Raw genomic sequence first — 26,707 nt, 5'->3', positions numbered from 1 at the left:
TCTGGCCCCGAAGGGGCGAGGCCCAGGGATGGGCTGAGTAGCGGCGCAGCCAGTTGGACAGACCGGGCGCGCAGCGAACGGGCTGCCCCGAAGGGGCGAGCAAAGCGAGCCCCCCTCACCGCCATATTTGATACAAAATCAATCGCTTACAACGTAAAATTGGTTTTTTCCTGCATAAAGAAGCTCGTGTAAACGGCTTTTTTTGCATCTAAATTCCGCGATTTTTCGGTGTTTTTCTCGGCTTAACTTTTTAAAATCACCAGAAGGCAGTTTCGCCGTTCAGACATGATCTGGACCAGCACCAAAAAAGTGTGTCATCTGTGTCATCGTTCCATATCTTCACGTACCCTGCTCCATGATTATCTGGGAGCAATGTACCTTTTTCGCTGTACAAGACTGATTTACCTTTTTCATATTCTTTCCCTTCTTGCACGTTCCATGTACTTACCGCCCGTTTTTTTCATCTGAGGATAATGATTTTCCCGTTTCTTACTATACCGCCATCATTCAACATCAATGAGTAACTGTAATGGAGGCCTCTTTTATGTCAGACAAATTTATCCGCTTTGCTGAAGTTGAACGTCGAACAGGATTCTGCCGTGCCTGGATTTACCATCTGATTGCGCAAGGAGAATTCCCTCGCCCTATAAAAACGGGCAACGTGCCGTATCTTTTATTGAAAGAAAGGTTGATGCCTGGATTGAGGGTAAAATCAATAACACAAACTCGCACAAGTAATACTATCACTGAAATCGCATTGTTATTGAATTACAAAAACATCACGGATATCTCTTGATATCATCTTTCACAACGTGACGTGCAGAAGAAGGGGGATGAATTAATTTATGCCCTGTACGACTACAAATTAAGAAGCAAATAGGCTATTGAGTAAGGGGGACGTATTCCCCCTTCCCCAACTAACCGCTACGCAACGATGGAGAAATTGAACTTCCCAGAATCATATGCGGTTAGCTCGAATGAGAACCAATGTGAAAAACAGATGTAGTAAAAAGGGAGCGATATCCACCCCCTTTTTATTTTTTCATGCGTAGTCAGTTAGTTGGTTCATTAATTTACGAGTTTGTAGATTAATTAACACAAACGAAACTGCTGCAATCAAGCCAGTACCGGCAAAAACCATGAACCATCCCATTACGGAAAATTGATTTGCCATTAAGAGTCCGCCTAAAGCTGGGCCAAGTAAACCACCAATTCGTCCTAGTGAATTTGGCAGACCGATTGCAACCGTTCTTAAATCATGGGGATAATGTTGAGCAATAAATGCATTAACGAGTGAATGAGCAGCAAACAAGAAAAAACCGACAAGAGTAATCAATATATACAGTACTACAATGGTAGATTTAACACCCATCAGTATCAGACAACTAGAGCCAATAAAATAAATGCTCGGCATTAAAACAATAAATCCCTTTTTATCTGCTACGGAGCCCCAAAAAATAGCGCCAACAACTGTTCCTGTACATAAAAATATGGTAAAAGCGATGCTAGAACCAATAGCATACCCTGCATTTGTCATTACACCTGGCAGCCATACAATTACACCATTAATAAACAGCAACCCCATGATAGCAATAACACATGCTAATATTGAAACAAGTGCATATTTTTTACTAAATAGATCTTTGTAGTAGACTTTATTTGATTCTTTCTTCACAGTAAAGTCATTAACAGATTCTTCAATATTTATGCTGGAAGCGTAGTTTGCGTCTATTCTAGACAACACTCTCTTTAAGCCTTCTACATCTTTATTTTTTAACATAAAAAGAGCACTTTCAGGCATGGTTTTTATTATATATGGCAATAATAAAACGGGTATAAACCCTAACCAAAATACTGGTCTCCACTGCCCAAATTGAGTTGTAACATATATAGCAACAAAAGAAGCAATAATCGCACCAAATTGATTGCCACATAGTGCTGTAGCAACTGATTTGCTTTTACTTGTTTTTGGTGAATATTCAGATAACAGAGAAAGTACTAATGGGATCACACCTCCGAATCCAAATCCTGCAATAAATCTTAATATGGCAAATATATTTATCGTTGGAGCAAAAGCCTGACTAAATGTGCCGATACAGAAAATCATAACTGTTGTAATCAATACACGTTTAATGCCAAACCTTCTTGAAATGACACTACAAACTAGAGCACCAAACAACGAACCAAATTCTGACAAGCTGCCTACATATCCAAGTTGATCCCAGTTTAAATCAGCCCATTCTTTAAAAAGCATAGGAATTATTGAACCATATGCAGGTGCAGCATATCCAGTAAAAGTTATTAGAAACACGCCCAAAATAACCAGGTTCGTATCAAATCTACTGAATTTTCTTGAATCTATAAACTTAACAATATCATTATTCATATGATGCCTCGTGGTAAGATATTAACACCTTACTCTTTGTAAGAGTTATTTTTATCCATCCCTAGGTATGGAGATTATTATGAGTACAGTAATTTTGAGTGATTATAATATTTCTCAATACTTAACAAACACTCCTGTCAATTCAAAAATAATTCAAATAAACTACAGTAATGATAATTCCCATTACGCGAAAGAAAATATTCTTGGTCATTTTCAACATTAATAACTCGCTGGAGCATGATTTTTTTTAATATGTTCTCAGCTGCCATCAAATAGTATTTTAAATAATGGAGTGATGTGAAATCGATTTTACGGATACTACGTATCGCTCCGATAAATAGAATGAACAGTGGGATTTTTACTGTACTCAGCTTACTTTTTATATCACGATAATGCGTGGCCTGTCACATTTTTAACACCCCAAAATTGACATTTGCCTATAAACACAAGAGTAATTTAAACTATCGTCAACCATATTTTTAACGTAACGCTGTACAGAACCTTGCATTACGGCTGTAAATAGTTGGAGATTATTTGGCGCAGAGGTGCGCCAACGCTAAATAATCTAACGCTGTCTGGCGTAACAACTGACCATAAGATCATTAACCTCCATTTTAATAAACATGATTTCAGGAAAATTGATTGAGGGAATCATATCTATTGATGAAATATCACTAACCCCTAATCTCGACATCTTGAGCAATAGTATTCCTTGGATTTTATGTGGTGAAAAAAGTGAACACGAGCACTTTTCAAGTGTATGCATTGATGATGAAAAAGCTACTTATTTTATCGTAAAAAAACTAATCGAAACGGGAAAAAAATAGCATTAATAAATCATGACACGAAACTTAGTTATGCAAAAAAACGCCAACTAGGATTCGAGCGCGCATTAAGTGAAGACAATATAAATTCCAATAATATTGTATACGTTAAAGCACATTCATTTCATGATGGTGCAGAGGCTCTAGCTGAAATTTGTTCGAAACCCAGTATGCCCGACGCTATTATTGCAGCATCAGATATCTTAGCGGTTGGCGCTATGCATCAGGCAAAAAAAATGGGCATTAATATACCTGAGGAACTTTCAATTATCGGATTTGATAATATACCAATTGCAAAAATGTTGTCGCCCCAACTTAGCACCATACATCAACCTACAGAAAAAATAGGTGAGATCGCTTTAAAAATCTTAGATGATAAAATTAACTTTCCAGAAAAACCAAGTCAGGCGGTCATATTAGAATGGCAATTTATGGAAAGAGGAACAAACTAGAACACGACAAAAATCACTTATCACTATATTTCCGCATATATTTATGAAATATACAAATCGTAATATAGTCCTCTAACATCAATACATAAACCACTTGTTAATAATTAATACTCGCACATCCCTCCTAAAGGTAATCATTTAGAAGGGATGTGCCAGTCATGTTTAAATCAATGAAATTTTATTGAAGAGTAAATTGTCAATTAAAATCTAACTGCAGTTTTAATACCGATAACAACAGCATCTTTTGTTTCATTTATCGCACCTGGATTTATCCAGTATTGAATGTCTGGTTGAATATCAAGCCAAGAAACTGGTCTAAATCTATAGTACAAGTCAAAATTTACAGAATGTCCCTGAACTGGCTGATATAGTGGGTTATCATAATCATGAATACCATTAATCTGATTAATCTGGCGTTCAGTTTTGGCAAGGCGATTGCTCATATCAATCCAACTCCCGCCAAATCCAATATAGTCATTAGGCAGGGCATCAAATATTCCACGATAGCGAATGCCAAGTGAAGCGACAATATGGTTTACATCTGACCGTTGATCAGCAATACTCATATTTCCAAAAACACTCATTCCTCTGGTCTTATCTTCATCATGGCTGGTTATTTGCTGATTAAATCCCCCCCAAGCAAACCATGTACGATTATATGATTCAGTATCTTTACCTACTGGAGTGTAAAGAGAATACTGTTTTGCGTTTGTAAAGAGAACTCCAAAGTTATAAGCACCTGGCAAATCATTGATATATGTTTTCAATTCAGCTTCAAAAGGTAACAGAACACCTTTGCTGCCATGAGTTGTAAATGACCATGCTCGGGACGTATCTGCTGCCCGAGGGTTTTGTTCAATAACACCAGTTTTAAGCGTAAGCTCTGGTGTTATTGCATATGCAAAGGTCGTTCCCCAAGTATGAATATTCCATGTATTCCAGGTCAAGGAGTTAGATGACTTGCCTCCGCACAGTGTCAATAACTGGAAATCACAAGGAGTAATCTGGTCGAAGGTTTGTTGATAATTCATTAAGCCTGCGCGCCAAGTCAATTTCTTATCCATAAAAGTTCGACTAAATGTCAAATAACCAAGGCGAGTTATGGATCCAGTCCCCCATCCCTCTTGGGCTAAGTCGTTAAAATGGACCCTTTGGTCCTGAAGTCTCTCTGTAGTGAGATTATCATCATGATTTCGGTTAGTAATTAGTCCCTCAATTTTTGCATCGCTCATCCCTGTAAACTGCTCAAGATCTTGATTGAATATTAAAGCAGTCTGATCAACAAAGGCATAATGTCCGTTTTGATCATAACCTCCGCTCACATTATAGGCACTTTCGGTTTGATAAATAAGTGCATAATTGAATCCGCTATTTGCGAGGGTCGTTCTCATACCGCCCCAATCACCAAATAATCCGGGACTTGGAGGTTCATATCCTAATACAATCGGACTCCATGCTGCTTTATCCGCTGCAGCATTAAATCCAAAGGCCAGAAGTAAAGGCGATAACATAGCCAAACTATATTTCCGTTTATAGGTAACAGTCATTTTTATTACTCTCATTATTTAAGAAGAATTTCAATAAAATAGCAACAAAGCTGAAATACATTCACCTAAATATAAGCACGCCCATAAAGTGAATAACCAGACAAACCCAATAAAATACAAATACAAATACAAATACAAATACAAATACATGTCTATATTATTATATAAAAAGCTAATGGTTAATTATTCCCCATTAGCTTAATTAGCATTAGTTTTCGGCAAATACTATGAATGCAGGTTGTGGCAACGTGAAATCAGAGACAAAATCTAAAACACCAGTGTCAACATTAACATTATAAACTTTAACTTTATTATCTGGGCGATCTGCAGAAACTAAATACTGCCCTGTAGAATCAAAAGCAAAACTACGGGATGCCAATCCTGGATGGATTGACTTAGCCAATTTGACTGCCCCAATACGGGTTAGTTTTGCTTTTTCATCAATGCTATACCACGCAATAGTATCTTCGCCACGATTATTTACATATATAAAACGACCATTTGGATGAAGCCTGATTTCAGCAGGCTCATTATGACCACGATAGCTATTGTCTAAGGTTGAAATTTTATCCAATAATGTCAACCCCCCAGTTTTAGTATCAAATTCCATTGACGCTAATTCAGATGATATTTCAAGATTTAGATATAAATGCTTATTATCAGCAAAAACCAAATGTCGAGGTGCCGATTCATCTGGAAATTTATAACTATTAACCAGATTAAGTTTTTCGGTAACAGAATAAACTAAGACCGTATCCGTGCCTTTATCACAAACAAGGAGATATTTGCCGTTAGGTGAAATAACTGCGCTATGAGCATGGGGGCTAGCCTGAGCATGGCCTCCAGCTTGTTTCGAATGATTAGGGTCTTTACCCTGCCCCTGAAGAATCACTAAATCATTGATTCCAGATATAGACCCATCTTTGTTTAGCCCATACATAATCACAGTGGAATCATCATAAACATACTCTGATCCCCACTTTCCATCTTTAAAAACTACTTTTTCTACATGCTCGAAATCACCATGGTTTGCACTAAATAATCGACCATTATGACTATCAAGACTCAAAAAAGTTGGACGTGGGCCTGGAGCAATTTGCTCATTTAAAAGACTTAAATGACCACTTTCTAAGTTTACAGAAAACGCCATAACACTTGCAGCGGGTTCCACGGGTCCACGCCCATCATTTTTACGCTCGTCTACCGAATATAAAATTGTAGTCTTAGGATCGTACATTAGGTATCCAGCAAGTTTTGGATTTGCCAAATGATTCAGCTGCTCAATTTTTTTTCCATCAGAGCTAAGACGTAAAGAATAGATCCCTCCGGGTTGATGTTCATCACCATACGTTCCCACAAAAAGAGTACGTGGCATCTTATTGGCATTAATTGTCTCTGGCATAGTATTCATCTTCATATCAACCTGTTGCGTACTAGATTCTGCAGCCAGGGTTAGCGCAGACTGCCCTCCGGCCATACAGCACATTAGTAATATCACATTTGCAATGAATGGCTTCTGCGCATAACCCATAATAAACCCTTTTGAGGCCAGTTATGATCAGCCCCAGAATGAAGGTGGATTGTAAAATCAAGCTGTAATCAAACGACGCAACATTTCCTGATGACGGCGAACTTGCTCAAATTCATTCATCATGTACTCACGTCCACGATCCTGGAAGTAGCGTTGTCCTTCATATTCCGAATTGAGATATCCTTCGAACCCCCCCCGGCGTAGTGCATCGATTGCAGACACATAGTCAATCGCAATATCCTGATATTGTCCTGGTTTGTCGGGTATTTCTGACATGTTGTTAAACTTCGCATGAATATGAGTGATATGAGGGCAGATTTCGCGGAGTGTCTCAGCTGAAGTATTAGACAATGTCAGCCCTTCAGCAACTACCGTATAGTCTAGAGGTTTTGGTTGTTTGATAAATCCCTCAGCCAATGCTTTCACCGCATTGAAACATATTTTTAATTCATCATTACATTCACCAGTAGTAATGAACTGTCCGAATGCTGCTCGAACATTTCCAGCTGTTTGGTTCGCTACATTGAATGTTTTAGGATCTGCTTTAACCATTGCAGCTAGTTTAACCGCTGCTTTAGAAGCCTCGGGATTAGCACCTCGTCTTTCAAACCATCCTAACTGAGCTTCAGAGGGGCGCGTACCAAAAATGCCAAAGTCAGGAACAATACCTAAATGCCGAGTATTATTTTTCTCATTGAACTCGATTATCTCACTAACCTGCTGTCCTTCTAAAGACATCGGCTGGTGAATCTCTTTACCGATGCGAATATCAAGAGCTTCAGCCAATGGCAGGGCTTTGACCATAATATCCAGAGGAACAATAGATAGTACTCGAACTATGCTAAATCCCAATGTCTTCGCCAGCTTGATATCACTTCTCAAACGTTCAGCACATTCTTCATGGCTCATGACATGAGATCGGAACTGTAGTACATCCATACTAACATCCATAGCAACAGGATTAAGACCATGAATATCAATAAGCCTATACCAGCGCTGCATGAATGCTTTGTCTGGAACAGGATACTTAATTGACATCTCATCGATTAGTTCAATACCATCAGCGCCATACAAATTATTGGCAACTTCATTAAGTTGCGACTCCAGAGTAGATTCTTTGAAGAACTGAGACTGCTGATAGCTATAGAGCGATACACCACGTTTCATTTTATTCACCTTATTCAACAATCATTTCAAATTTTACAATGTGCGGTGTTTTATCCGATCCTGCACCATTGCCTGGAACTGGTGGATTCTTAACCCACTCTTCATCTGTAGGCAAATATCCATAAGCAGCAAGGACAGATTGTTGGAATAAAATTGTATGTTTTCCTGGTTTTAACCCTCCGGGATGTGACACATGTAAAATACCATCATCGCCATAATCCCAGTGTTCATAAACAGCATGTGATAATTCTTCATAGCTGCGAGGTGCTTTTCCATTGATCTCGAATGACTGCACTGAATTAGGATATTCAACCCCATCTATAGAGAGATAATAGCCATTATGTAAAGAAACAAAACACCCTCTGTAATTGGCATGTCTCACCGCTAAAGTAAACCCTACCACCTCACCATTCACCTTTTCATTTCTCAGGCTACCTGGACGAATAAGATAATTATCAAACATAAAACCTCCAACTATTTAATAAGCTTTATTAACTAATAAATCACAATTCCACGTTATTTATTTTCTTCAAAACCAATAAACCAGACAATACTTGTTACAACGGCAATAGATATTGGAATTGACCATAATATAATCCAAGGCTGAACAATGGCCGCATTTATAGTAATAGAGTAAACATATCCCGAGATAAGAGAGCCAAATGCAGCGCCAAATCCTGAGATTGCAATTATTAACCAACTCTGTGCCTGTACTTTCATTTCATGAGGTGCTAAACGGTCTATATACATTGCACTCACAATTAAGAAAAAATCATTACAAATTCCATGTAAACCTATACCAACAAATGCCATCCAATGATGCCCTTTGGCGGCTAAAATAAAAAGAATAAAGCGAATACCCCACATTGCCATACCAATTAGAAGCGCCCATTTCATTCCAACTTTTTTGATGACAAATGGTACAAAAACAATGAATGCAACTTCAGACAATTGTCCTAGGGCCATTATTGATGCAACACCATTGATACCAAGGGAGCCTAAAAACGGAGAAGCATACGTATTGTAAACACCTAGCGATATAGAGGTTAATAGAGCGCAAATCATCAGAATTGCAAAATTTTTATGCTTGAACAACACTAATGACCTAAATCCTAAAGCGTCTAATAAGTTAAATTTAATGTTTTTTACTTTTGGATTAGTCTTGGGAAGAGTGAATGAATACCCGCCCAGTAATATACCAGAAATACCTGCCACATAGAAAACCCCAATTGTAGACGAATACCCAAGTATTCCTACGATGAAACCGCCGATTGCCCAACCACCAGTTGCAAATAAGCGTAGATAAGGATATAAGTTACCCCGATTTCCTAGATGTTGAAAAGATAGTGAATTAACTAAACCTTGAGTTGGCTGAAAGAATACCATGTAAAGGAAAATAACAATAAGTGCTATACTACCATTTCCAGAAGCTACTAGCCCCGGCAACATAAATTGTATTGCACCACCAATAACATGTAAGAATCCAAGAATTTTCTCAGATGAAATAAAACGATCACTTACAGCGCCAAAGACCAAAGGTGAAATTATTGCGGCTACTGCACATAAAGTGTATGCAAGGCCAATTATACTTCCTAGTTTATAAGTAAATAAAACCAATCCTAATGTTGCAAACCAGGATCCAAAAACAATAAATTGCAACAACATCAGAACACTAAGTCTGGCAAACATAAAGGTAGAGCTTGAACTAAATTTCCCATCAGACATTATTTGATTGTTATCCGATGCACTCTCTACCTTCAAATTATCTTCACCTAAGTAACTGGGCATGTTTAACTCCGCCTTTCGTAGGGGCTGGTACTGAACGAGGTTATTGGTGCTTAATAAATTCTAAATAGCAAAATATCACAATGAAGAACTTTTCCTTTTGTGATCTATGCTTCATTTTTTGAATAATAATAATTCCCCACATTTCACTCCCAAAAGTCTTAAAACAAATATTATCTATATTTATCATACTGTTACATGAAAACCACCATTCATTCATTAACACCTTATTGTGAATAATTGAATCATTGTTCGTTTTTTAAACTTACGTATAAAAGATGACCCATAATCGCAGTCTAGAAATTAATTATTGTAAATCATGTGGTTACTTTAAAAATTATGCATCCCGATAAAATTCACTTAGAAAAATGTGATCAAGATCTCTATATTATTAACTACGATTAAACTCGCCCTAGGTATCCATCACGCCGATACCCTATATCCGCAAAAGCCATTTCCTATTTTTTTCTTTTTCCGGCATAACAGTAATAGTTTTTGGTATGGACGTATTTTATTAAAATGATTATCAATAATTTCATTTTTACGTAAATATCAGATTTATTAGAATTCAATCCGGAGATATATGAAATGGTAAAAAAACTACGAATTGGGATTATTGGTTGCGGACGCATTGCTGTTGTTAAACATTTTCCTGCCTTCGCCAAAGCAAAGGATCGTGTTGACTTAGTTGCTTTTTGCGACATAGAGATTGAACGGGCGATCGAAGCTGCTGAGAAGTATGGCGTTCCCGGTGCTGAAACATATAAAGACTACCGTGACCTGTTGAAGGACAAATCAATTGATGTTGTCTACATTCTTACTCCTAACAATTCCCATAGCCCTCTGACAGTAGATGCTCTTGAGGCAGGTAAGCATGTCCTCTGCGAAAAACCAATGGCGGCAACTACAGCAGATGCGCAGAAAATGCTGGATGCGGCAAAACGCACGGGTAAAAAACTCACAATTGGATACCAAAACCGTTTCCGTAAAGACGTTCAAATCCTGAAACACGCTAGTGACGAAGGTGAATTAGGTGAAGTTTATTTTGCCAAAGCACACGCGGTGCGCCGTAAAGGCGTTCCAACTTGGGGTGTTTTCTTGGATAAAGAAAAACAAGGCGGTGGCCCACTGATCGATATTGGGACACATGCTCTGGATATCGCACTTTGGACAATGGATAACTACAAACCAAAACAGGTATCTGGGTCAGTCTTTCATAAAATGAAAGACAACTATGAAGGCAACCTATTTGGACCATGGAACACTGAAACAATTGATGTAGAAGACTCTGCATTCGGTTTCATTAAGATGGAAAATGGAGCCACTATTTTCCTTGAAGCATCTTGGGCACTGAATATTTTGAAACCACGTGAAGGTCAAGTGACATTATGTGGTACTAAGTCTGGTGCTGAACTGGTTGGTGATGGGGCTGCAGCGCCAACATCTGCAGTAAATGGTACTGGTAGTGTCGCATTCAACACCGCCCGCTTCGGAGAGCTAGTAGATATCGAGCCGTTTGTTCTTGGCGGTCCTGGCCCTGCTGATCTCGGACATGATCCTTTCCGCGTGGCCGATGCTGAATTGGCAGCTTGGATCGATGCAATTGAAAATGATAAAGAACCAGTGGTTACTGCCCAGCAAGCCTTCATCGTTACTCAGGTCCTTGAAGCCATCTACAAATCGGCTGCAACCGGACAAACAATACAACTGTAATAGCGACATTTTATATAAGTGGCTCCTATAATTCGGTGCCACTTCGTTTCCACAATCAGCCATAAAAATATTGCCGTCCGGTTAATGAGGAGGTCATATGAATACTCTCAAAGGTCCCGGTATTTTTCTTTCGCAATTTATAGATAATACAGCCCCATTCAACACTCTTGAAGGACTGGCAACTTGGGCATCCAGCCTGGGTTTTAAAGCATTACAAATACCTTGTAATCATAAGCACATCTTCGATATTGAGCAGGCAGCTGGAAGCCAGCAATATTGCGATGATGTCAAAGGCATGCTTGCTGAACACAATCTACAGATCAGTGAGTTATCGACGCATCTGGAAGGACAGTTGGTGGCGGTTCATCCAGCTTACAATCATCCTTTTAGTGGTTTTGCGCCTCAAAGTGTTGCGAACGATCCAATAGCCAGGAAGGAATGGGCTATTGGCATTTTGAAAAAAGCAGCACAAGCATCAGCACGTCTTGGACTTGATGCACATGCTACCTTTTCTGGCTCTCTAGCATGGCCATACTTATATCCTTGGCCACCTCATAATTCCGAGCTTTTTGATGAAAGCTTTAAAGAACTGGCGAAACGTTGGCTACCAATACTAAATACATTCGATGAATATGGTGTTGATGTTTGCTATGAGATTCATCCAAGTGAAGATCTACACGATGGTGCAACATTTGAACGTTTCCTTGATGAAGTCAATTACCATCCGCGTTGCAGCATCCTTTTCGACCCGAGTCATCTGCATCTGCAACAGATAGATTATCTTGCTTATATAGATATTTATCACGAGCGGATCAAAGCATTTCACGTTAAGGATGCTGAATTTAATATAAATGGTCGCAGTGGTGTATACGGCGGTTATCAACCTTGGATACAGCGGGCCGGACGTTTCCGTTCACCTGGTGATGGTCAGATTGATTTCAAATCAATCTTTAGCAAACTCACCCAATATGACTTCCGTGGATGGGCTGTACTTGAATGGGAATGTTGTCTAAAAAATAGTGAAGATGGTGCTCGTGAGGGTAGCCGTTTTATTGAAGATCATATTATCAGTGTATCTAACCGATCCTTTGATGATTTTGCAGAAACTGAAAGCAATATATCTGAAATAAGAAAAATCTTAGGAATGTTCTGACACCAGAATCGGAGGTAGGCTCTCTACCTCCCTTCCCTATTTGATAGAAGAAATAAACGTTACCCGGTAATTTTAGGCTGAGGCAAAGATGAAAAAAAATTTTTATGATGCGATTGTTATCGGCTCAGGAGTAGCGGGCAGTATCGCGGCAAAAGAATTAACAGAAAAGGGAATGAATGTAGTTTTGCTTGAAGCAGGACCATTTTTGGGTGAAAAAGATTTTCCCATCACCCCGGGCAATAACGAGAAGATAAAAAAAATAGATGCACTTGCCCGCTTTAAAATTGCATTGACCGGTCAACCACTACAGGCTCGAGCAACCTACATGAGCAATGAGTACCGCCACCTGTTTGTAAACGATTGGAAAAATCCGTATACAACACCAAAGGGCCAATACTTCTTATGGATACGCGGGCGCCAACTCGGTGGAAGACTCCATACGTATGGCCGTGTATTGCAACGGATGTCTAATTATGACTTCAAAGCAGCCAGTTATGACGGCTATGGGCAAGATTGGCCGATTAGTTATGAGGAACTGGCACCATGGTACGATCACATAGAAGAATTCCTTGGTGTATATGGCACAAGAGAAAATATACCGAATCTTCCTGATGGTAAGTTCATTCAAGCTCCAATTTTGACAAAACCAGAAAAGACCTTTAAAAATAAGATTGAATCTCTATGGCCTGAGCGCAAAGTCATCAGTTGGCGCTTCTCTGCCCCAAATCTTAAGCGAATTCCTGTCGGTGTACAGGCTGCGATAGATACGGGTCGTCTTGAGTTGCGAACTGATGCTGTAGCAAAACAAATTGATGTAGACCCTGTCAGCGGTAAAGCAGTTGGTGTAACTTTTATTGACAGATTGACAAAGCAGGAGCATAGCGTCCGTGGCGGCATGGTTATGCTATGTGCTTCTGCAATTGAATCTGTTCGCTTATTACTCAATTCACGTTCTACACGTCACCCTGAAGGTATTGGTAATTCAACGGGATTATTAGGTCGTTATTTTTTAGAACAAGCACCGAGTCTTATAGCTGGTTCAGTACCTGACAGTATGGGTTGGGAATATGACTCATCACTTCCACAAGACCCATTCTGTAGACCCGCAGGCGGCATTGTTATTCCGCGCTTTCAGAACGTTGGTGTCCAAACAGGTAAGAACTATCTTCGGGGTTTTGCGTACCAAGGTGTTATCGGCCGTGGTTATGTGCCACCTGATAGTCCCGCACAATTTGGGCTTATGGGCTTTGGCGAAATGCTACCTCGAGCTGAAAATCGGATAACCTTGGATGCTCGTAAAAAAGATGCATGGGGTATCCCTGCTCCACGAATTGATTGTTCATTCGGAAATAATGATCTTATTGTAATGAAAGAACAACTCAATACAATTAAAGAAATGGTCTCAGCATGTAATTACAAAATTGATTTCGCAGGTACTGCTCTTGGACTTGAAGATGCCCGCAACGTAATGCCTGATGAATCATTTTTAATGAAAATGATCTTCCGACTTTCTTTTAAGAAAAGTGTTGGCCTTGGAGCTGCAATCCATGAAAGTGGTGGAGCAAGAATGGGAGAAACCCCGAATAACTCAGTTCTGAATAATTACAATCAGTGTTGGGATGCAAGTAATGTCTTCGTAACTGACGGAGCATGCTTTGTTACTAGCGGCACTGTTGGTCCAACATTAACCATGATGGCGATTACCGCTCGCGCCTGCCATTACGCTGCAAACCAATATATGCAAGGGCAACTCTAAACGTACAAGTTCAAGTGCTGCATGTTATTGATTGCAATGAATCAGCATTAAACTAGCAAAATCAGTTCTATTTTCTTTTATAAAGGTGTATCTGATGTCGAAATTTATCCTTGTTGGTGACGTCGGCGGTACAAACGCTAGACTTGCCCTGTGTGATATGGCTGATGGAGCTATCTCACATATCCATACCTATTCCGCAAATGATTACGCCACTCTTGAAGATGTCATAACACATTACCTAGAAGGTCAGCGGGTTACAGTACATGAAGCTTGTATTGCTATCGCATGTCCTATAACCAATGACTGGGTCGATATGACCAATCATAGCTGGGCATTTTCAATCAATTCAATGAAACTTAATCTTGGTTTGAATAATCTTGAAGTCATAAATGATTTCAAAGCCGTTTCGATGTCGATTCCTATGTTGCACGACACAGACCTATTGAAATTCGGTGGGGGACACGTTGAAAAAGATAAGCCTATTGTTGTATATGGGGCTGGCACAGGGTTAGGAGTTTGCCATCTAATACAAACTACACAGCAGGTTATCAGTCTGCCCGGCGAAGGTGGTCATGTAGATTTTGCACCCAACAGCGCAGAAGAAGACCTTATCCTTTCAGCCCTAAGATCAGAACATGGTCGTATTTCTTATGAGAGAGTTCTATCCGGACCTGGCCTTGTTAATCTGTATAGAGGCATTGTCAAAGTAGATGGAAGAATTCCGGAAAAACTAAAGCCAAAAGATATAACGGATCGAGCATTAAACAATGAATGTACCGACTGTCGTCGTGCACTATCGCTATTCTGTATATTATTAGGCCGCTTTGGCGGGAACCTTGCACTGACAATGGGAACATTTGGTGGAGTTTATATTGCTGGGGGAATCGTCCCGCGTTTCCTTGATTTTTTCCGTTCATCCGGATTCAGAAGTGCCTTCGAAGATAAAGGACGATTCAATAATTATCTTAAAGACATTCCTGTTTTTTTAATAACACATCCTCAACCTGGATTATTAGGTGCAGGAGCTCACATGCGACAATTGCTAGGATATTCACTTAACTAACCCTGTAAATACTGGGGGGCCGGAGATAAAGATTATGATTATAGGTCCATATATAAATAGCATAGCAATTATCGTTGGCGCAATAGGCGGAAGCCTATTATCGCCCTGGATCCCCCGACGCCTTCACGAAGGTATGCCACTAATGTTTGGCATTTGCTCAATGGCAATGTCAGTAATATTAATAATGGATACTATTAATATGCCTGTAATTGTTCTAGCCGGTATCCTTGGAGCCCTTACTGGTGAATTAGTATCACTTGAAAAAAAGATAAATAACATTGCAACAAAGGCAAAAAACTGTATAGAGTCCATCTTACCAAAACCACGTGGCGACATTACTAATGAGGAATTTTTAAACATCTTTGTAGCCTTAATTATATTATTCGGAGCCAGTGGTACTGGTATTGTTGGCGCAATGAACGAAGGAATGAATGGAAATAGTTCCGTGCTTATTACCAAAGCGTTCATGGATTTTTTTTGCGCCATTCTTTTTGCTACACGGCTTGGCTTTTCTATTATAATCCTTTTTATACCTCAGTTAGTTATTCAACTAATTCTTGCCTATAGTGCCGTATTACTTCTTCCGTTAACGACAACGTCCATGCGAGCTGATTTTTATGCCGTTGGCGGAATGGTGATGATGGCCACTGGTCTAAGGATATGTGGCATTAAAATGTTCCCTGTAGCAAACATGCTTCCAGCACTGCTATGGGCAATGCCTCTCTCCTGGATTTGGAACTATATTTCGAACTAAATAGAGTTGGTAATGCATCTTACGATTTCATCCAATCAGGAAGTTTATTTATCCCCTGATTTTTTTGGGCCAGTAGAGCAGCAATCCCACCTAGAATTTCTGGCAAATCAGCAAAGTGAGCTGATTTTAAGTCCACTGTGGGTGAAGTTGTTCCGAGGTTCTGCTCTTCTATCGTCGAGATAACACTGTCAAAGAAAATAGCTCCCGCCTTGGATAAATCACCACCAATGGAAATCACATCTGGTGCCAATATTTTAACAATATTTGCCAAAGCCTTGCCGAGATGCCTGCCAGCATCAAATAACACTCGTTGACATGCTACATCACCTTCCGCAGCAGCAAGAATTATTTCGGTCAGAGAGTTCTTATAGATCTCTGATTTTGAGAGAGTCATTATAATAGCGCGTTCTGAAATGAAAGTAGTGAGGCATCCTCGACATCCGCAAAAACAAACCGCTCCAGAATTATCGATAATCAGATGACCGAACTCAGCGGCCATTCCATTCCCCCCTTTGTAAATATGATTATTTATAATGATACCTCCACCTATCTGGCGGGAGCAGGATATATAGATAAAGTTTTCAACGCCCTTTCCACTCCCCCATGACCATTCTGCTAATGCTGAATGATTAGCATCATTGCCAATGATAATGGGTAATTGCAATTCACGCTCAAAAAAAGATTTTATCTTAATATCGCACCATCCAGGTAACCGGCCTGCAGACCATGAAATAATAGTTTCACCGTTGATATCCAATGGTGCAACGATACTAATCGCGACCCCGGAAATATCACCAATACTTAGCTCATGATTTTTTAAAAGATCATTTATGATTTGAACTACAGCATGAGGATTATTTTCTTCAGGTGAATTCTGGTCCACAAAGCACTCATAATCAAATCGCTGTTCTGATTCGAATGAAAACAATGAGCAGCTAATTTTATCAACCGCTACTAATATAGAAATATACCGTCCTGTCTTAGATATTAGTGAAACAATACCTTCACGACCATTAACCCAATGAATATCGACATTGCCGAGTTCGCGAAGTTTTTTTACAACATAGTTAACCATAGCTGGCGACAAACCAGTTTTACGCGATATAGAAGCCTGAGAGTGTGGGCCTTCATTGAGTAATAACTCTCGAACTAAGGAAACACTTTTTCGTTTTTTGATAGAATTATTTTCCACTATAACGCCCTCATACCTATAAATCTAATACCACATGGTCTGGATTTTATGGCTATAAAGTCACTTACGCAACAACCATAAGAAATCTTATTCGCTGAAGGTTCTAACTACAATAGATGGTAACCTCACATTTTGAAGTAGAAAAACACAAAGAACCTCGACTAGACGACTACAAAATGCTATTTTTAACTAAAAATTACTATGTGGCCTGAAGTTATGCATCTTCGCGGTTTAGATCTCAATCTTTTGATTATCCTTGATGTGCTTTTAGCTGAACGTAATGTCACACGTACTGGTGAACGTGTTCATTTGAGCCAGTCAGCAACATCAGGTGCCTTATCAAGGCTAAGAGAATTCTTTGATGATCAACTACTTGTCCAGGTTGGACAGCGTATGGAGCTAACTCCTTTTGCTGAAATGCTTGCAGAGGAGGTCCATGATATTATCAGTAAATGTGAAGCAATTGTCGATAAAAATCAAAAATTTGATCCTGAAACATCAACGAGAACTTTTCGGCTTAATATTTCAGATGCATCCGCCACTGTAGTTATGAATAATGCAATAACTCTTATTCAAAAGCAAGCTCCGCATGTTCGGTTGGATATATCTTCTATTATTGATGGACCGATCAGTGAATATTTAAATATAGGCGTTATTGACCTAATTGTAACTCCAACTAACTTAGTATCGTCTCAACATCCTGCCGAATACCTTTTTGACGACCAATATGTTTGCGTAGTCTGGTCTGGTAATCCGCTATGCCAATCAGGCATAAATTTGGATAATTATCTGTCCAGTGGTCATATTGTTGCAAGATTTAGTAAAATGATCGGGTGGGCTCTTGATGAGGTTTTTATCAGCCAGTCAGGATATCAACGTAGAATAGATATTATTGTTCCCTCTTTCAGTATGCTGATGACGCAACTGATCGGTACAAATTTAATTGCCACTGTTCATGAACGTTTTGCTCGCTATTACTCTAAATACCTTCCGGTAGAGATCTTCCCATGTCCTATTATTTCAGAGCCTTTCGATATGAAGTTGCAGTGGCATCGGCATCATGACGGTGATCTTGGTATTCAATGGCTACGTCAGATTCTACATAAATCAGTATTGAATCTCGAACCACTTAGTTGAGCCAATCAGTAAAACCTTATCCCCCCACGATATAAATAAAAAAGACTGCCTTTCCGCAGTCTTTTTTATTTATATGCCTAAGTTGAAAGCTAATGATTACAATTAAAAACAATTTTCGCTAACACTACTAGATCTTTTATCAACAAGACTTTTATGAAAATTTGTCAGCACCATCGATAATGCAGCAATAACCCCTGGAACAGCAAATACCAGGAACCAAATAGTAATAGTTACATTAGCAGTTAAAAGCATGCCGCCAACAATAGTGTAAATAGACCCGTTTTAGTTCCAGGCATTTTTTGAGATCCCGACCAAATGATTGTGTTGCCGATATTCCTCCGGCGTCATATTGTTCAGTGATTCATGAGGGCGTTCACAGTTATATTCTGACACCCATCTTTCCGTAATTTCCCGCACTTCATTCAGCGTTCTGAACAGATAAAAATCGAGTATTTCTGTACGGTATGTTCGGTTAAAGCGCTCAATAAAAGCGTTCTGCGTCGGCTTACCCGGCTGAATAAATTCCAGTTTTACTGCATGTTGCTCTGCCCATTCAGCCAGTGCAAGTGAGATAAATTCCGGACCATTATCCATGCGTAGCATGACCGGATAGCCGCGATTTGCCGCGATCCTGTCGAGTACACGGACCACGCGCAAAGCTGGCAGATTCAGATCGATTTCAATCGACAATGCCTCACGGTTAAAGTCATCAACGATATTGAACGTGCAAAAACGACGGCCATAGACCAGAGCATCATGCATAAAATCGACAGACCAGCTCTGGTTCAGCGCTTCCGGTGTGGCCAGTGGCGAGGGATTACGCACCGGCAACCGTTGTTTGCCTTTACGGCGAAAATTCAGCTTCAGCAGACAATAAATACGATGGATCCTTTTGTGATTCCACGGGTATCCCTGCCGCCGCAGAACCTGGAAAAGTTTTGGAAAACCGTACCGTGGGTATCGCTCTGCCACTGCCTGCAACGCGACAATAACGGGTTCGTCACACGTGGTATCCGGACGGTAATGGTAAACCGTTCTGCTCAGGTTCAGACTCCGGCAGGCCTGACGGATACTGAGTCCAAATGTCGTTATCAGATGAGTGACCAGCTCACGCTTAAAGGCTGGTTTTAAAGCTTTTTTCGATAACGTCTTTCAGCGCCCGGTTCTCAAGGCTCAGGTCGGCAAACATCTGTTTGAGACGCCGATTCTCGTCCTCAAGATCCTTGATCTTTTTAATATCAGAAGCCTCCATGCCGCCGTATCTGGACTTTCAGTTGTACCAGGTGGCTTCAGATACCGGCCTCCCGGCAGACATCTTTAACGGTTCGTCCGGCTTCAACCGATTTAATTACGGCAATGATCTGATGCTCAGTAAAACGGGCTTTACGCACAGCGATCTCCTTTGTTGGCAGATTGATTATGCCGGAGGATCTCTAAATGTGAATGGCACGATTATGCGGGATACTTACAGCATGAGCGGGAACGTCAGGTTCTGGTACAGTATTATTCTGTGGAAGGTATAGCTGTAGCAGACCGCTTACCCGGCAGAACAAGAGCATCCATGAGACAAGCGGCATACTCAATGGGCCTAAAATTTCCAGCACGGCTTCCGCACATTCGTGGAACGTCTTCTGTCGGCGGGCTTTTTTTCGCATTAACCCCCCGTCGATTACCGGATGATGGCGCAATTTACAAGCGCCTTATCCGCCTACCGCGAGCACAACGCCATCAGGCTAACTATTAGCCGGCATAAAAAAACCGGGCGCTAAGGCCCGGTTTGTACGGCAGTGAAACGAAGATTAATGCGCGGCTTCCGGCTTGTGCTTTTGCGCACTCTGGAAGCCATACGTCAACGCATTTTTCTCTTTATCCAGCGCGACGGTGACCTGTCCGCCATCAACCAGCGATCCAAACAGCAACTCATTGGCCAGCGGTTTTTTCAGGTTGTCCTGAATCACACGCGCCATTGGTCGTGCGCCCATCGCCCGGTCATAGCCCTTTTCCGCCAGCCAGTCGCGCGCTTCCTGACTGACTTCAAGGGAGACGCCTTTCTGATCCAACTGAGCCTGCAACTCGACGATAAACTTATCGACAACCTGATGAATCACCTCGCCAGACAGATGATCGAACCAAATAATGTTGTCGAGACGGTTACGGAACTCCGGCGTAAACACTTTCTTGATCTCGCCCATCGCATCGGTACTGTTGTCCTGATGAATAAGACCAATAGATTTACGTTCGGTTTCTCGCACGCCGGCGTTGGTGGTCATCACCAGCACCACGTTGCGGAAATCCGCCTTACGGCCGTTGTTATCGGTCAGCGTACCGTTATCCATCACCTGCAGCAGCAGGTTAAAGACATCCGGGTGCGCTTTTTCGATCTCATCCAGCAACAGCACCGCATGAGGATGCTTAATCACCGCATCCGTCAGCAGCCCGCCCTGGTCGAAACCGACGTATCCCGGAGGTGCGCCGATCAAACGGCTCACCGTATGACGCTCCATATATTCAGACATATCGAAGCGCAACAGCTCAATACCCAGCGCTTTTGAAAGCTGTACCGTAACTTCAGTTTTCCCTACGCCAGTTGGCCCGGCGAACAAGAATGAGCCGACAGGTTTATGCTCATGGCCCAGACCCGCACGACTCATCTTAATAGCTTCGGTCAGCGCCTCAATCGCGTTATCCTGGCCGAAGACCAGCATTTTCAGACGATCGCCCAGGTTCTTCAGCGTATCGCGATCGCTCTGCGAGACGCTCTTTTCAGGAATTCGCGCAATTCGCGCCACTACGGACTCAATATCCGCCACGTTGACCGTTTTCTTACGTTTGCTCACCGGCATCAGACGCGCCCGAGCGCCCGCTTCGTCAATCACGTCAATGGCTTTATCCGGCAGATGGCGGTCATTGATATATTTTACCGCCAGCTCGACCGCCGCACGCACCGCTTTCGCGGTATAACGCACGTCGTGGTGCGCTTCGTACTTAGGTTTCAAGCCGTTGATAATTTGCACCGTCTCTTCCACCGAAGGCTCGGTAATATCAATTTTCTGGAAACGGCGCGCTAATGCCCGGTCTTTCTCAAAAATATTGCTGAATTCCTGATAGGTCGTTGAGCCGATCACCCGGATCTTACCGCTGGAAAGCAGCGGTTTAATCAGATTTGCCGCATCCACCTGTCCGCCCGACGCCGCGCCAGCGCCGATAATGGTATGGATTTCATCGATAAACAGGATGCTGTTGGTATCCTGCTCAAGCTGTTTCAGCAACGCCTTAAACCGTTTTTCAAAATCGCCGCGGTATTTGGTGCCCGCCAGCAGCGAACCGATATCCAGCGAGTAAATGGTGCAATCGGCCATCACTTCCGGCACATCGCCCTGCACGATACGCCAGGCCAGCCCTTCGGCAATCGCCGTTTTGCCGACGCCGGATTCCCCCACCAGCAGCGGGTTATTTTTACGGCGACGACACAAGACCTGGATCGCGCGTTCCAATTCTTTTTCACGACCAATCAGCGGATCGATGCCGCCCACGCGAGCAAGTTGGTTAAGATTCGTCGTGAAGTTTTCCATACGTTCCTCCCCACCAGCTTGTTCGTCGCCAGTTGGCTGATTGCCGAGATCGGAAGATTGGCTCGGTTCGTCTTTTCGCGTCCCGTGAGAAATAAAGTTCACGATATCCAGACGGCTCACTTCATGCTTACGCAGCAGATAAGCCGCCTGTGATTCCTGTTCGCTAAAGATAGCCACCAGCACATTCGCGCCAGTCACTTCACTACGCCCGGAAGACTGAACGTGGAAGACGGCACGTTGCAGGACACGCTGGAAACTTAACGTCGGCTGCGTATCACGCTCTTCTTCACTGGCAGGCAGTACGGGTGTGGTTTGTTCAATGAAGGCTTCGAGTTCCTGACGGAGCGCCACCAGATCCACGGAGCATGCTTCCAGCGCTTCGCGAGCCGATGGGTTGCTGAGCAGCGCCAGCAACAGATGCTCGACGGTCATAAACTCATGACGGTGCTCGCGCGCTCTGGCGAAAGCCATGTTTAAACTGAGTTCCAGTTCTTGATTGAGCATAGGCACCTCCCCCAATTTTTATACCTGCATTCAGGCTTTTTCCAGCGTACACAGCAACGGATGCTCGTTCTCCCTTGCATACTTGTTCACCATCGCCACTTTGGTTTCCGCCACCTCGGCGGTGAACACGCCGCAGATGGCTTTGCCTTGATAGTGAACTGCAAGCATCAATTGCGTTGCACGTTCTACATCATAAGAAAAGAATTTTTGTAACACGTCAATAACAAACTCCATCGGAGTGTAGTCATCATTGACTAATATCACTTTATACATAGATGGCGGTTTTAGCGCGTCGCGCACGCTATCTTCCACCAACTGGTCAAAATCCAGCCAATCGTTCGTCTTACCCATCGTCAGTCGTCATTATCGGTTACGGTTGTCGGCAGGAAAATCTGCCGCTGACCAAAGTCTATGCACATAATCAATCTACCTCAATTGATAGATAACTAACATCTATCAGTACCATCCGCGACATCTGTCACATTCCCGGCAATAGCGTTAACTGCTTCAAATTTTTGATTCATTTTTACCCGATCCCCCCTGCCTGATGCTTGACGCCTCGCCTGATTTCTCTAAATTGTAATGTCGAGAGTTGGTGAGGTTTTGAACAGCCCCCACTCCGTCACCGGTTCATTCCATCTTACTTATATAAGATTTACGAAGGATGTCGAAGCATGGAAACGGGTACTGTAAAGTGGTTCAACAATGCCAAAGGGTTTGGTTTCATCTGCCCTGAAGGCGGCGGCGAGGATATTTTCGCCCATTATTCCACCATTCAAATGGATGGTTACAGAACGCTTAAAGCCGGACAGTCTGTCCGGTTTGATGTACACCAGGGGCCAAAAGGCAATCACGCCAGCGTCATCGTGCCCATCGAAGCAGAGGCCGTTGCATAGCTCCTCTGTCTCATTGTGTACATCCAGGAGGCAAAATGCCAGCCCGATCGGCTGGCATTTTTATTTAACGCCAGTGCCTGATAGCGACACTGTTACATCTTATCAGGCCGACAAATGACGTCAGCAAGATTACTCCCTTGCCAGCGCATCCACCGGGTCCAGTCGCGCCGCGTTTCTCGCCGGTAGCCAGCCAAACAGTATCCCAGTAAATGTCGAACATAAAAACGCGCTCGCCAGCGCAGTCAGTGAAAAACCGATCTCCCAGCCGGGCAGGAAAAGCTGTAGCATAAATGCGATGAACATCGACAAGCTAATCCCCAGCGCTCCTCCAACCAGACAAACCAGCACCGCTTCAATAAGAAACTGCTGTAGCACATCGCTGGCGCGCGCGCCTACCGCCATACGGATGCCGATTTCACGCGTTCGCTCGGTGACGGAAACCAGCATAATATTCATAACGCCGATGCCGCCGACAACCAGCGAAATGACAGCCACCAGCGTCAGAAATAACTGAAGAGTATAGGTGGTTTTTTCAGCCGTTTTCAGGACGCTGTCCATATTCCAGGTGAAGAAGTCTTTTTTACCGTGGCGTAAGGTGAGCAGGCGAGTAAGCTGCTGTTCAGCCTGATCGCTATCAACGCCATCTTTCACACGAACGGTGATCGAGTTAAGCCATGACTGACCCATTATGCGATCTGACATCGTGCTATAGGGCAACCAAACTTGCAACAGATTGCTATTGCCGTACATGGACGGTTTCTCTTCCGCCACGCCAATAACAATAACCGGCATATTACCCACCAGCACCACTTCCCCTACGACATTCGCTTTATTTGGAAATAGCTGGCGTCGCGTGTTGGCATCCAGCACCACCACCTGCGCGCGATCCTGTTGCTGTACAGCATTGAAGGTGTTCCCCTCCCTAAAGGACATGCCGTAAACGTTAAAATAATCGCCACTGACGCCATTAGCATTTACGGCAATATCAATATTGCCATAGCGAAGACGTAAGCTCTTTGAAACGCTGGGCGTCGCAGAGTTAACCCACGGCTGTTTCTGAATAGCGACCAGATCGTCATATTTCAGCGCCTGTCGATACTGCGGGTTGTCGTCGCCGAAATCTTTGCCTGGATGAATATCAATCGTGTTAGTGCCCATAGCGCGGATATCCGCCAGTACCATCTGTTTTGCGGCGTCGCCGACCACCACAATCGACACCACCGACGCAATACCGATAATAATTCCCAGCATGGTCAGTAAAGTACGCATTTTGTTAGCGGCCATCGCTAACCACGCCATCGACAGCGCTTCGCGAAAGCTGCTGGCAAATTGCCGCCAGCCGGGAGCCGTATTAACTACGGCAGCGTCAACGCCCTGTTCGCGTTTCTTTTCCTGCGCGAGCGGATTATGGACAATCTTGCCATCGTGAATTTCAATAATCCGCTCCGCCTGGGCGGCAATCAGCGGATCGTGCGTCACAATGATCACCGTATGTCCGCGATCGCGCAGTTGGCGCAAAATCGCCATCACCTCTTCGCCGGAATGGCTATCCAGCGCGCCGGTCGGTTCATCCGCCAGAATCACCTGTCCGCCGTTCATCAGCGCGCGGGCAATACTGACACGCTGCTGCTGTCCGCCAGAAAGCTGTGAAGGTGGGTAATCGACGCGATCGCTTAATCCCAGCCGCAAAAGCAACTCTCTGGCGCGCGCCTGGCGTTTTTTGCGTTCAATGCCGGCGTAGACGGCGGGGATTTCAACATTTTGCGCTGCCGTTAAATGCGACAACAGATGGTAGCGCTGAAAGATAAAGCCAAAATGCTCACGCCGCAGCTGCGCCAGCGCGTCCGGGTCCAGCGTCGAGACGTCCCGCCCCGCCACCCGATAAGTGCCGCTGGTCGGTTTATCCAGGCACCCGAGGATATTCATCAGCGTTGATTTTCCAGAACCGGAAACGCCGACGATCGCCACCATCTCCCCGGCGTGGATTTGCAGGGAGATATCTTTTAACACCGCCACCTGCTCTTCTCCGGAGGGGTAGCTGCGACTCACATTGCGCAGTTCAAGCAATGCCGTCATGGCGTCGCTCCTGGCCTGCTCTCGCCGATGATCACCTCATCGCCCGCTTCCAGACCTTTAACCACTTCCACGTCTGTATCGTTACGCTCGCCAATGACCACTTCGCGCTCACGTTTTTCGCCGTTACGCAACAGCGCCACTTTATAACGATTGCCGCCCACCGGTTCGCCAAGCGCGGCGAGAGGAATAATCAACACATTTTTGACATCCATGAGTTGAATATAAACCTGTGCGGTCATATCAAGACGCAAGATTCTTTTGGGATTCGGCACTTCAAACCGGGCGTAATAAAAAATAGCGTCGTTGATCTTTTCCGGCGTCGGCAGAATATCTTTTAAAACGCCTTCATAGCGCGTTTGCGGATCGCCTGCAATGGTGAACCATGCTTTCTGCCCCGCCCGAAGATGGATCACGTCCGCTTCCGAGACCTGCGCTTTTACCAGCATGGTGCTCATATCCGCCAGCGTCAGAATATTGGGCGCCTGCTGAGCTGCAATCACCGTTTGTCCTTGCAGGGTAGTGATTTGCGTCACTTCCCCCGCCATGGGGGCAACAATACGGGTATATTCCAGGTTGGTTTTCGCGGTGTCCAACGAGGCCCGATTACGTTTGATCTGGGCATCTATGGTGCCAATACGCGCCTGTTTAACCGCCATCTCCGTCGCCGCGGTATCCAGATCCTGTTGCGATACCGCCTGAGTCTTAGCTAACTGCTGCTGGCGCGCCAGCGTAACCCGCGCCAGCTTTAACTCAGCGGCTGCCTGCTGACGCTCCGCGTTCAGCTCCATCAGGGTGGCCTCGACCTCTTTTATCTGGTTCTCCGCCTGATCTGGGTCAATCACGCCGAGTAGCTGATCTTTTTTAACGTTATCGCCAATGGAGACCAGCAGCGTTTTCAACTGGCCGCTCACCTGCGCGCCGACATCCACTTTACGCAACGCGTCCAGTTTTCCAGTCGCCAGTACACTCTGTTCAAGATCGCCTGGCCGCACGATTAATGTCTGATAAGTTGGCAGCGGCGCATTTATCATTCGCCAGCTAACCATCCCCCCCACTAAAAGAATTAAAATAATGACCAGATAACGCTTTTTAAATTTCTTTCCCTTAGCACGCATAGAAACCCTGACGGCAAAATTTTAACCAGAAAGTAAACCGTATCTAAACAAACCTGACACAATAAAGATAGCGCCGGCTGTATT

At 43.1% G+C, this 26,707-nt stretch carries 21 protein-coding genes and 1 pseudogene; 9 read left to right on the top strand and 13 right to left on the bottom strand.

Annotated features, from left to right (window positions below; genetic code table 11):
- Positions 1-544: 544 nt before the first annotated feature.
- Positions 545-796: a helix-turn-helix transcriptional regulator gene (locus tag ACLD4F_RS14400; RefSeq protein ID WP_023211245.1), complete on the top strand. Its 252-nt coding sequence runs from the start codon at positions 545-547 to the stop codon at positions 794-796.
- A gap of 246 nt (positions 797-1,042) precedes the next feature.
- Here the strand turns inward: ACLD4F_RS14400 and ACLD4F_RS14395 are convergent, their stop codons facing one another.
- Positions 1,043-2,386, bottom strand: a complete 1,344-nt coding sequence (locus tag ACLD4F_RS14395) for an MFS transporter (protein WP_023138319.1) — start codon at positions 2,384-2,386, stop codon at positions 1,043-1,045.
- An 823-nt stretch (positions 2,387-3,209) separates the two neighbouring features.
- Here ACLD4F_RS14395 and ACLD4F_RS14390 point away from each other — a divergent pair.
- Complete coding sequence (locus ACLD4F_RS14390; protein WP_411010906.1) at positions 3,210-3,662, top strand: LacI family DNA-binding transcriptional regulator; 453 nt, start codon at positions 3,210-3,212, stop codon at positions 3,660-3,662.
- 200 nt (positions 3,663-3,862) lie between these two features.
- Here the strand turns inward: ACLD4F_RS14390 and ACLD4F_RS14385 are convergent, their stop codons facing one another.
- From ACLD4F_RS14385 to ACLD4F_RS14365, 5 genes are all read right to left on the bottom strand, one after another.
- Positions 3,863-5,209, bottom strand: coding sequence for a carbohydrate porin (locus ACLD4F_RS14385; RefSeq protein WP_023181900.1), 1,347 nt, complete (start codon positions 5,207-5,209; stop codon positions 3,863-3,865).
- A gap of 208 nt (positions 5,210-5,417) precedes the next feature.
- A complete protein-coding gene (locus ACLD4F_RS14380) occupies positions 5,418-6,740 on the bottom strand; it encodes a lactonase family protein (protein WP_411010905.1) in 1,323 nt (440 codons plus the stop codon).
- 57 nt (positions 6,741-6,797) lie between these two features.
- Entirely contained in the window at positions 6,798-7,907 is a 1,110-nt protein-coding gene (locus tag ACLD4F_RS14375; RefSeq protein WP_411010904.1) for a xylose isomerase, read from the bottom strand.
- Positions 7,908-7,917: 10 nt separating this feature from the next.
- The gene (locus tag ACLD4F_RS14370; protein WP_001519496.1) at positions 7,918-8,370 is read right to left on the bottom strand and encodes a DUF6379 domain-containing protein; all 453 of its coding nucleotides are present in this window, start codon (positions 8,368-8,370) and stop codon (positions 7,918-7,920) included.
- Positions 8,371-8,423: 53 nt separating this feature from the next.
- A complete protein-coding gene (locus ACLD4F_RS14365) occupies positions 8,424-9,695 on the bottom strand; it encodes an MFS transporter (protein ID WP_411010903.1) in 1,272 nt (423 codons plus the stop codon).
- Positions 9,696-10,280: 585 nt separating this feature from the next.
- On the opposite strand from ACLD4F_RS14365, the gene ACLD4F_RS14360 reads away from it, so the two are divergent.
- The 5 genes from ACLD4F_RS14360 (at position 10,281) to ACLD4F_RS14340 (ending at position 16,131) form a co-directional block, all read left to right on the top strand.
- On the top strand, positions 10,281-11,405 hold the full coding sequence (locus tag ACLD4F_RS14360; protein ID WP_076735488.1) for a Gfo/Idh/MocA family protein: 1,125 nt from the start codon (positions 10,281-10,283) through the stop codon (positions 11,403-11,405).
- Between the two features lie 97 nt (positions 11,406-11,502).
- Positions 11,503-12,558, top strand: coding sequence for a sugar phosphate isomerase/epimerase family protein (locus tag ACLD4F_RS14355; protein WP_197396650.1), 1,056 nt, complete (start codon positions 11,503-11,505; stop codon positions 12,556-12,558).
- Positions 12,559-12,646: 88 nt separating this feature from the next.
- Complete coding sequence (locus tag ACLD4F_RS14350) at positions 12,647-14,314, top strand: GMC oxidoreductase (RefSeq protein WP_197396651.1); 1,668 nt, start codon at positions 12,647-12,649, stop codon at positions 14,312-14,314.
- Positions 14,315-14,408: 94 nt separating this feature from the next.
- Positions 14,409-15,377 (top strand): glucokinase, encoded by a 969-nt coding sequence (gene glk / locus ACLD4F_RS14345; protein WP_000032766.1) that lies wholly within the window; start codon positions 14,409-14,411, stop codon positions 15,375-15,377.
- A gap of 34 nt (positions 15,378-15,411) precedes the next feature.
- A complete protein-coding gene (locus tag ACLD4F_RS14340; protein WP_023138322.1) occupies positions 15,412-16,131 on the top strand; it encodes a DUF554 domain-containing protein in 720 nt (239 codons plus the stop codon).
- Between the two features lie 19 nt (positions 16,132-16,150).
- Here the strand turns inward: ACLD4F_RS14340 and ACLD4F_RS14335 are convergent, their stop codons facing one another.
- On the bottom strand, positions 16,151-17,323 hold the full coding sequence (locus ACLD4F_RS14335; protein ID WP_001517992.1) for an ROK family transcriptional regulator: 1,173 nt from the start codon (positions 17,321-17,323) through the stop codon (positions 16,151-16,153).
- Positions 17,324-17,524: 201 nt separating this feature from the next.
- Here ACLD4F_RS14335 and ACLD4F_RS14330 point away from each other — a divergent pair, with 201 nt between their 5' ends.
- Positions 17,525-18,460: a LysR family transcriptional regulator gene (locus ACLD4F_RS14330; RefSeq protein ID WP_223201861.1), complete on the top strand. Its 936-nt coding sequence runs from the start codon at positions 17,525-17,527 to the stop codon at positions 18,458-18,460.
- A 282-nt stretch (positions 18,461-18,742) separates the two neighbouring features.
- Here ACLD4F_RS14330 and ACLD4F_RS14325 read toward each other — a convergent pair.
- The 4 genes and pseudogenes from ACLD4F_RS14325 to ACLD4F_RS14310 form a co-directional block, all read right to left on the bottom strand.
- Positions 18,743-19,851, bottom strand: a pseudogene (locus ACLD4F_RS14325) (IS3 family transposase).
- 408 nt (positions 19,852-20,259) lie between these two features.
- Positions 20,260-22,536, bottom strand: a complete 2,277-nt coding sequence (gene clpA, locus ACLD4F_RS14320; protein ID WP_000934064.1) for an ATP-dependent Clp protease ATP-binding subunit ClpA — start codon at positions 22,534-22,536, stop codon at positions 20,260-20,262.
- A 30-nt stretch (positions 22,537-22,566) separates the two neighbouring features.
- The gene (gene clpS, locus ACLD4F_RS14315; RefSeq protein WP_000520789.1) at positions 22,567-22,887 is read right to left on the bottom strand and encodes an ATP-dependent Clp protease adapter ClpS; all 321 of its coding nucleotides are present in this window, start codon (positions 22,885-22,887) and stop codon (positions 22,567-22,569) included.
- A gap of 95 nt (positions 22,888-22,982) precedes the next feature.
- Positions 22,983-23,060, bottom strand: coding sequence for a hypothetical protein (locus tag ACLD4F_RS14310; RefSeq protein ID WP_212742690.1), 78 nt, complete (start codon positions 23,058-23,060; stop codon positions 22,983-22,985).
- 150 nt (positions 23,061-23,210) lie between these two features.
- On the opposite strand from ACLD4F_RS14310, the gene cspD reads away from it, so the two are divergent.
- Positions 23,211-23,432, top strand: a complete 222-nt coding sequence (cspD, locus tag ACLD4F_RS14305) for a cold shock-like protein CspD (protein WP_000447499.1) — start codon at positions 23,211-23,213, stop codon at positions 23,430-23,432.
- Positions 23,433-23,561: 129 nt separating this feature from the next.
- Here cspD and macB read toward each other — a convergent pair whose 3' ends face one another.
- Both macB and macA read right to left on the bottom strand, forming a co-directional pair.
- Positions 23,562-25,508: a macrolide ABC transporter ATP-binding protein/permease MacB gene (gene macB, locus ACLD4F_RS14300; protein ID WP_079841906.1), complete on the bottom strand. Its 1,947-nt coding sequence runs from the start codon at positions 25,506-25,508 to the stop codon at positions 23,562-23,564.
- The gene (macA, locus tag ACLD4F_RS14295) at positions 25,505-26,623 is read right to left on the bottom strand and encodes a macrolide transporter subunit MacA (RefSeq protein WP_001523024.1); all 1,119 of its coding nucleotides are present in this window, start codon (positions 26,621-26,623) and stop codon (positions 25,505-25,507) included. Before macA ends, macB begins: the two co-directional genes overlap by 4 nt.
- Positions 26,624-26,707 lie beyond the last annotated feature (84 nt).

The sequence above is a fragment of the Salmonella sp. 741265050_HSA genome (assembly GCF_046569445.1).
Taxonomy (GTDB): domain Bacteria; phylum Pseudomonadota; class Gammaproteobacteria; order Enterobacterales; family Enterobacteriaceae; genus Salmonella; species Salmonella enterica.
Note: the sequence above shows the minus strand (reverse complement) of the source record. Positions and strands in the feature narration are given on the sequence as shown.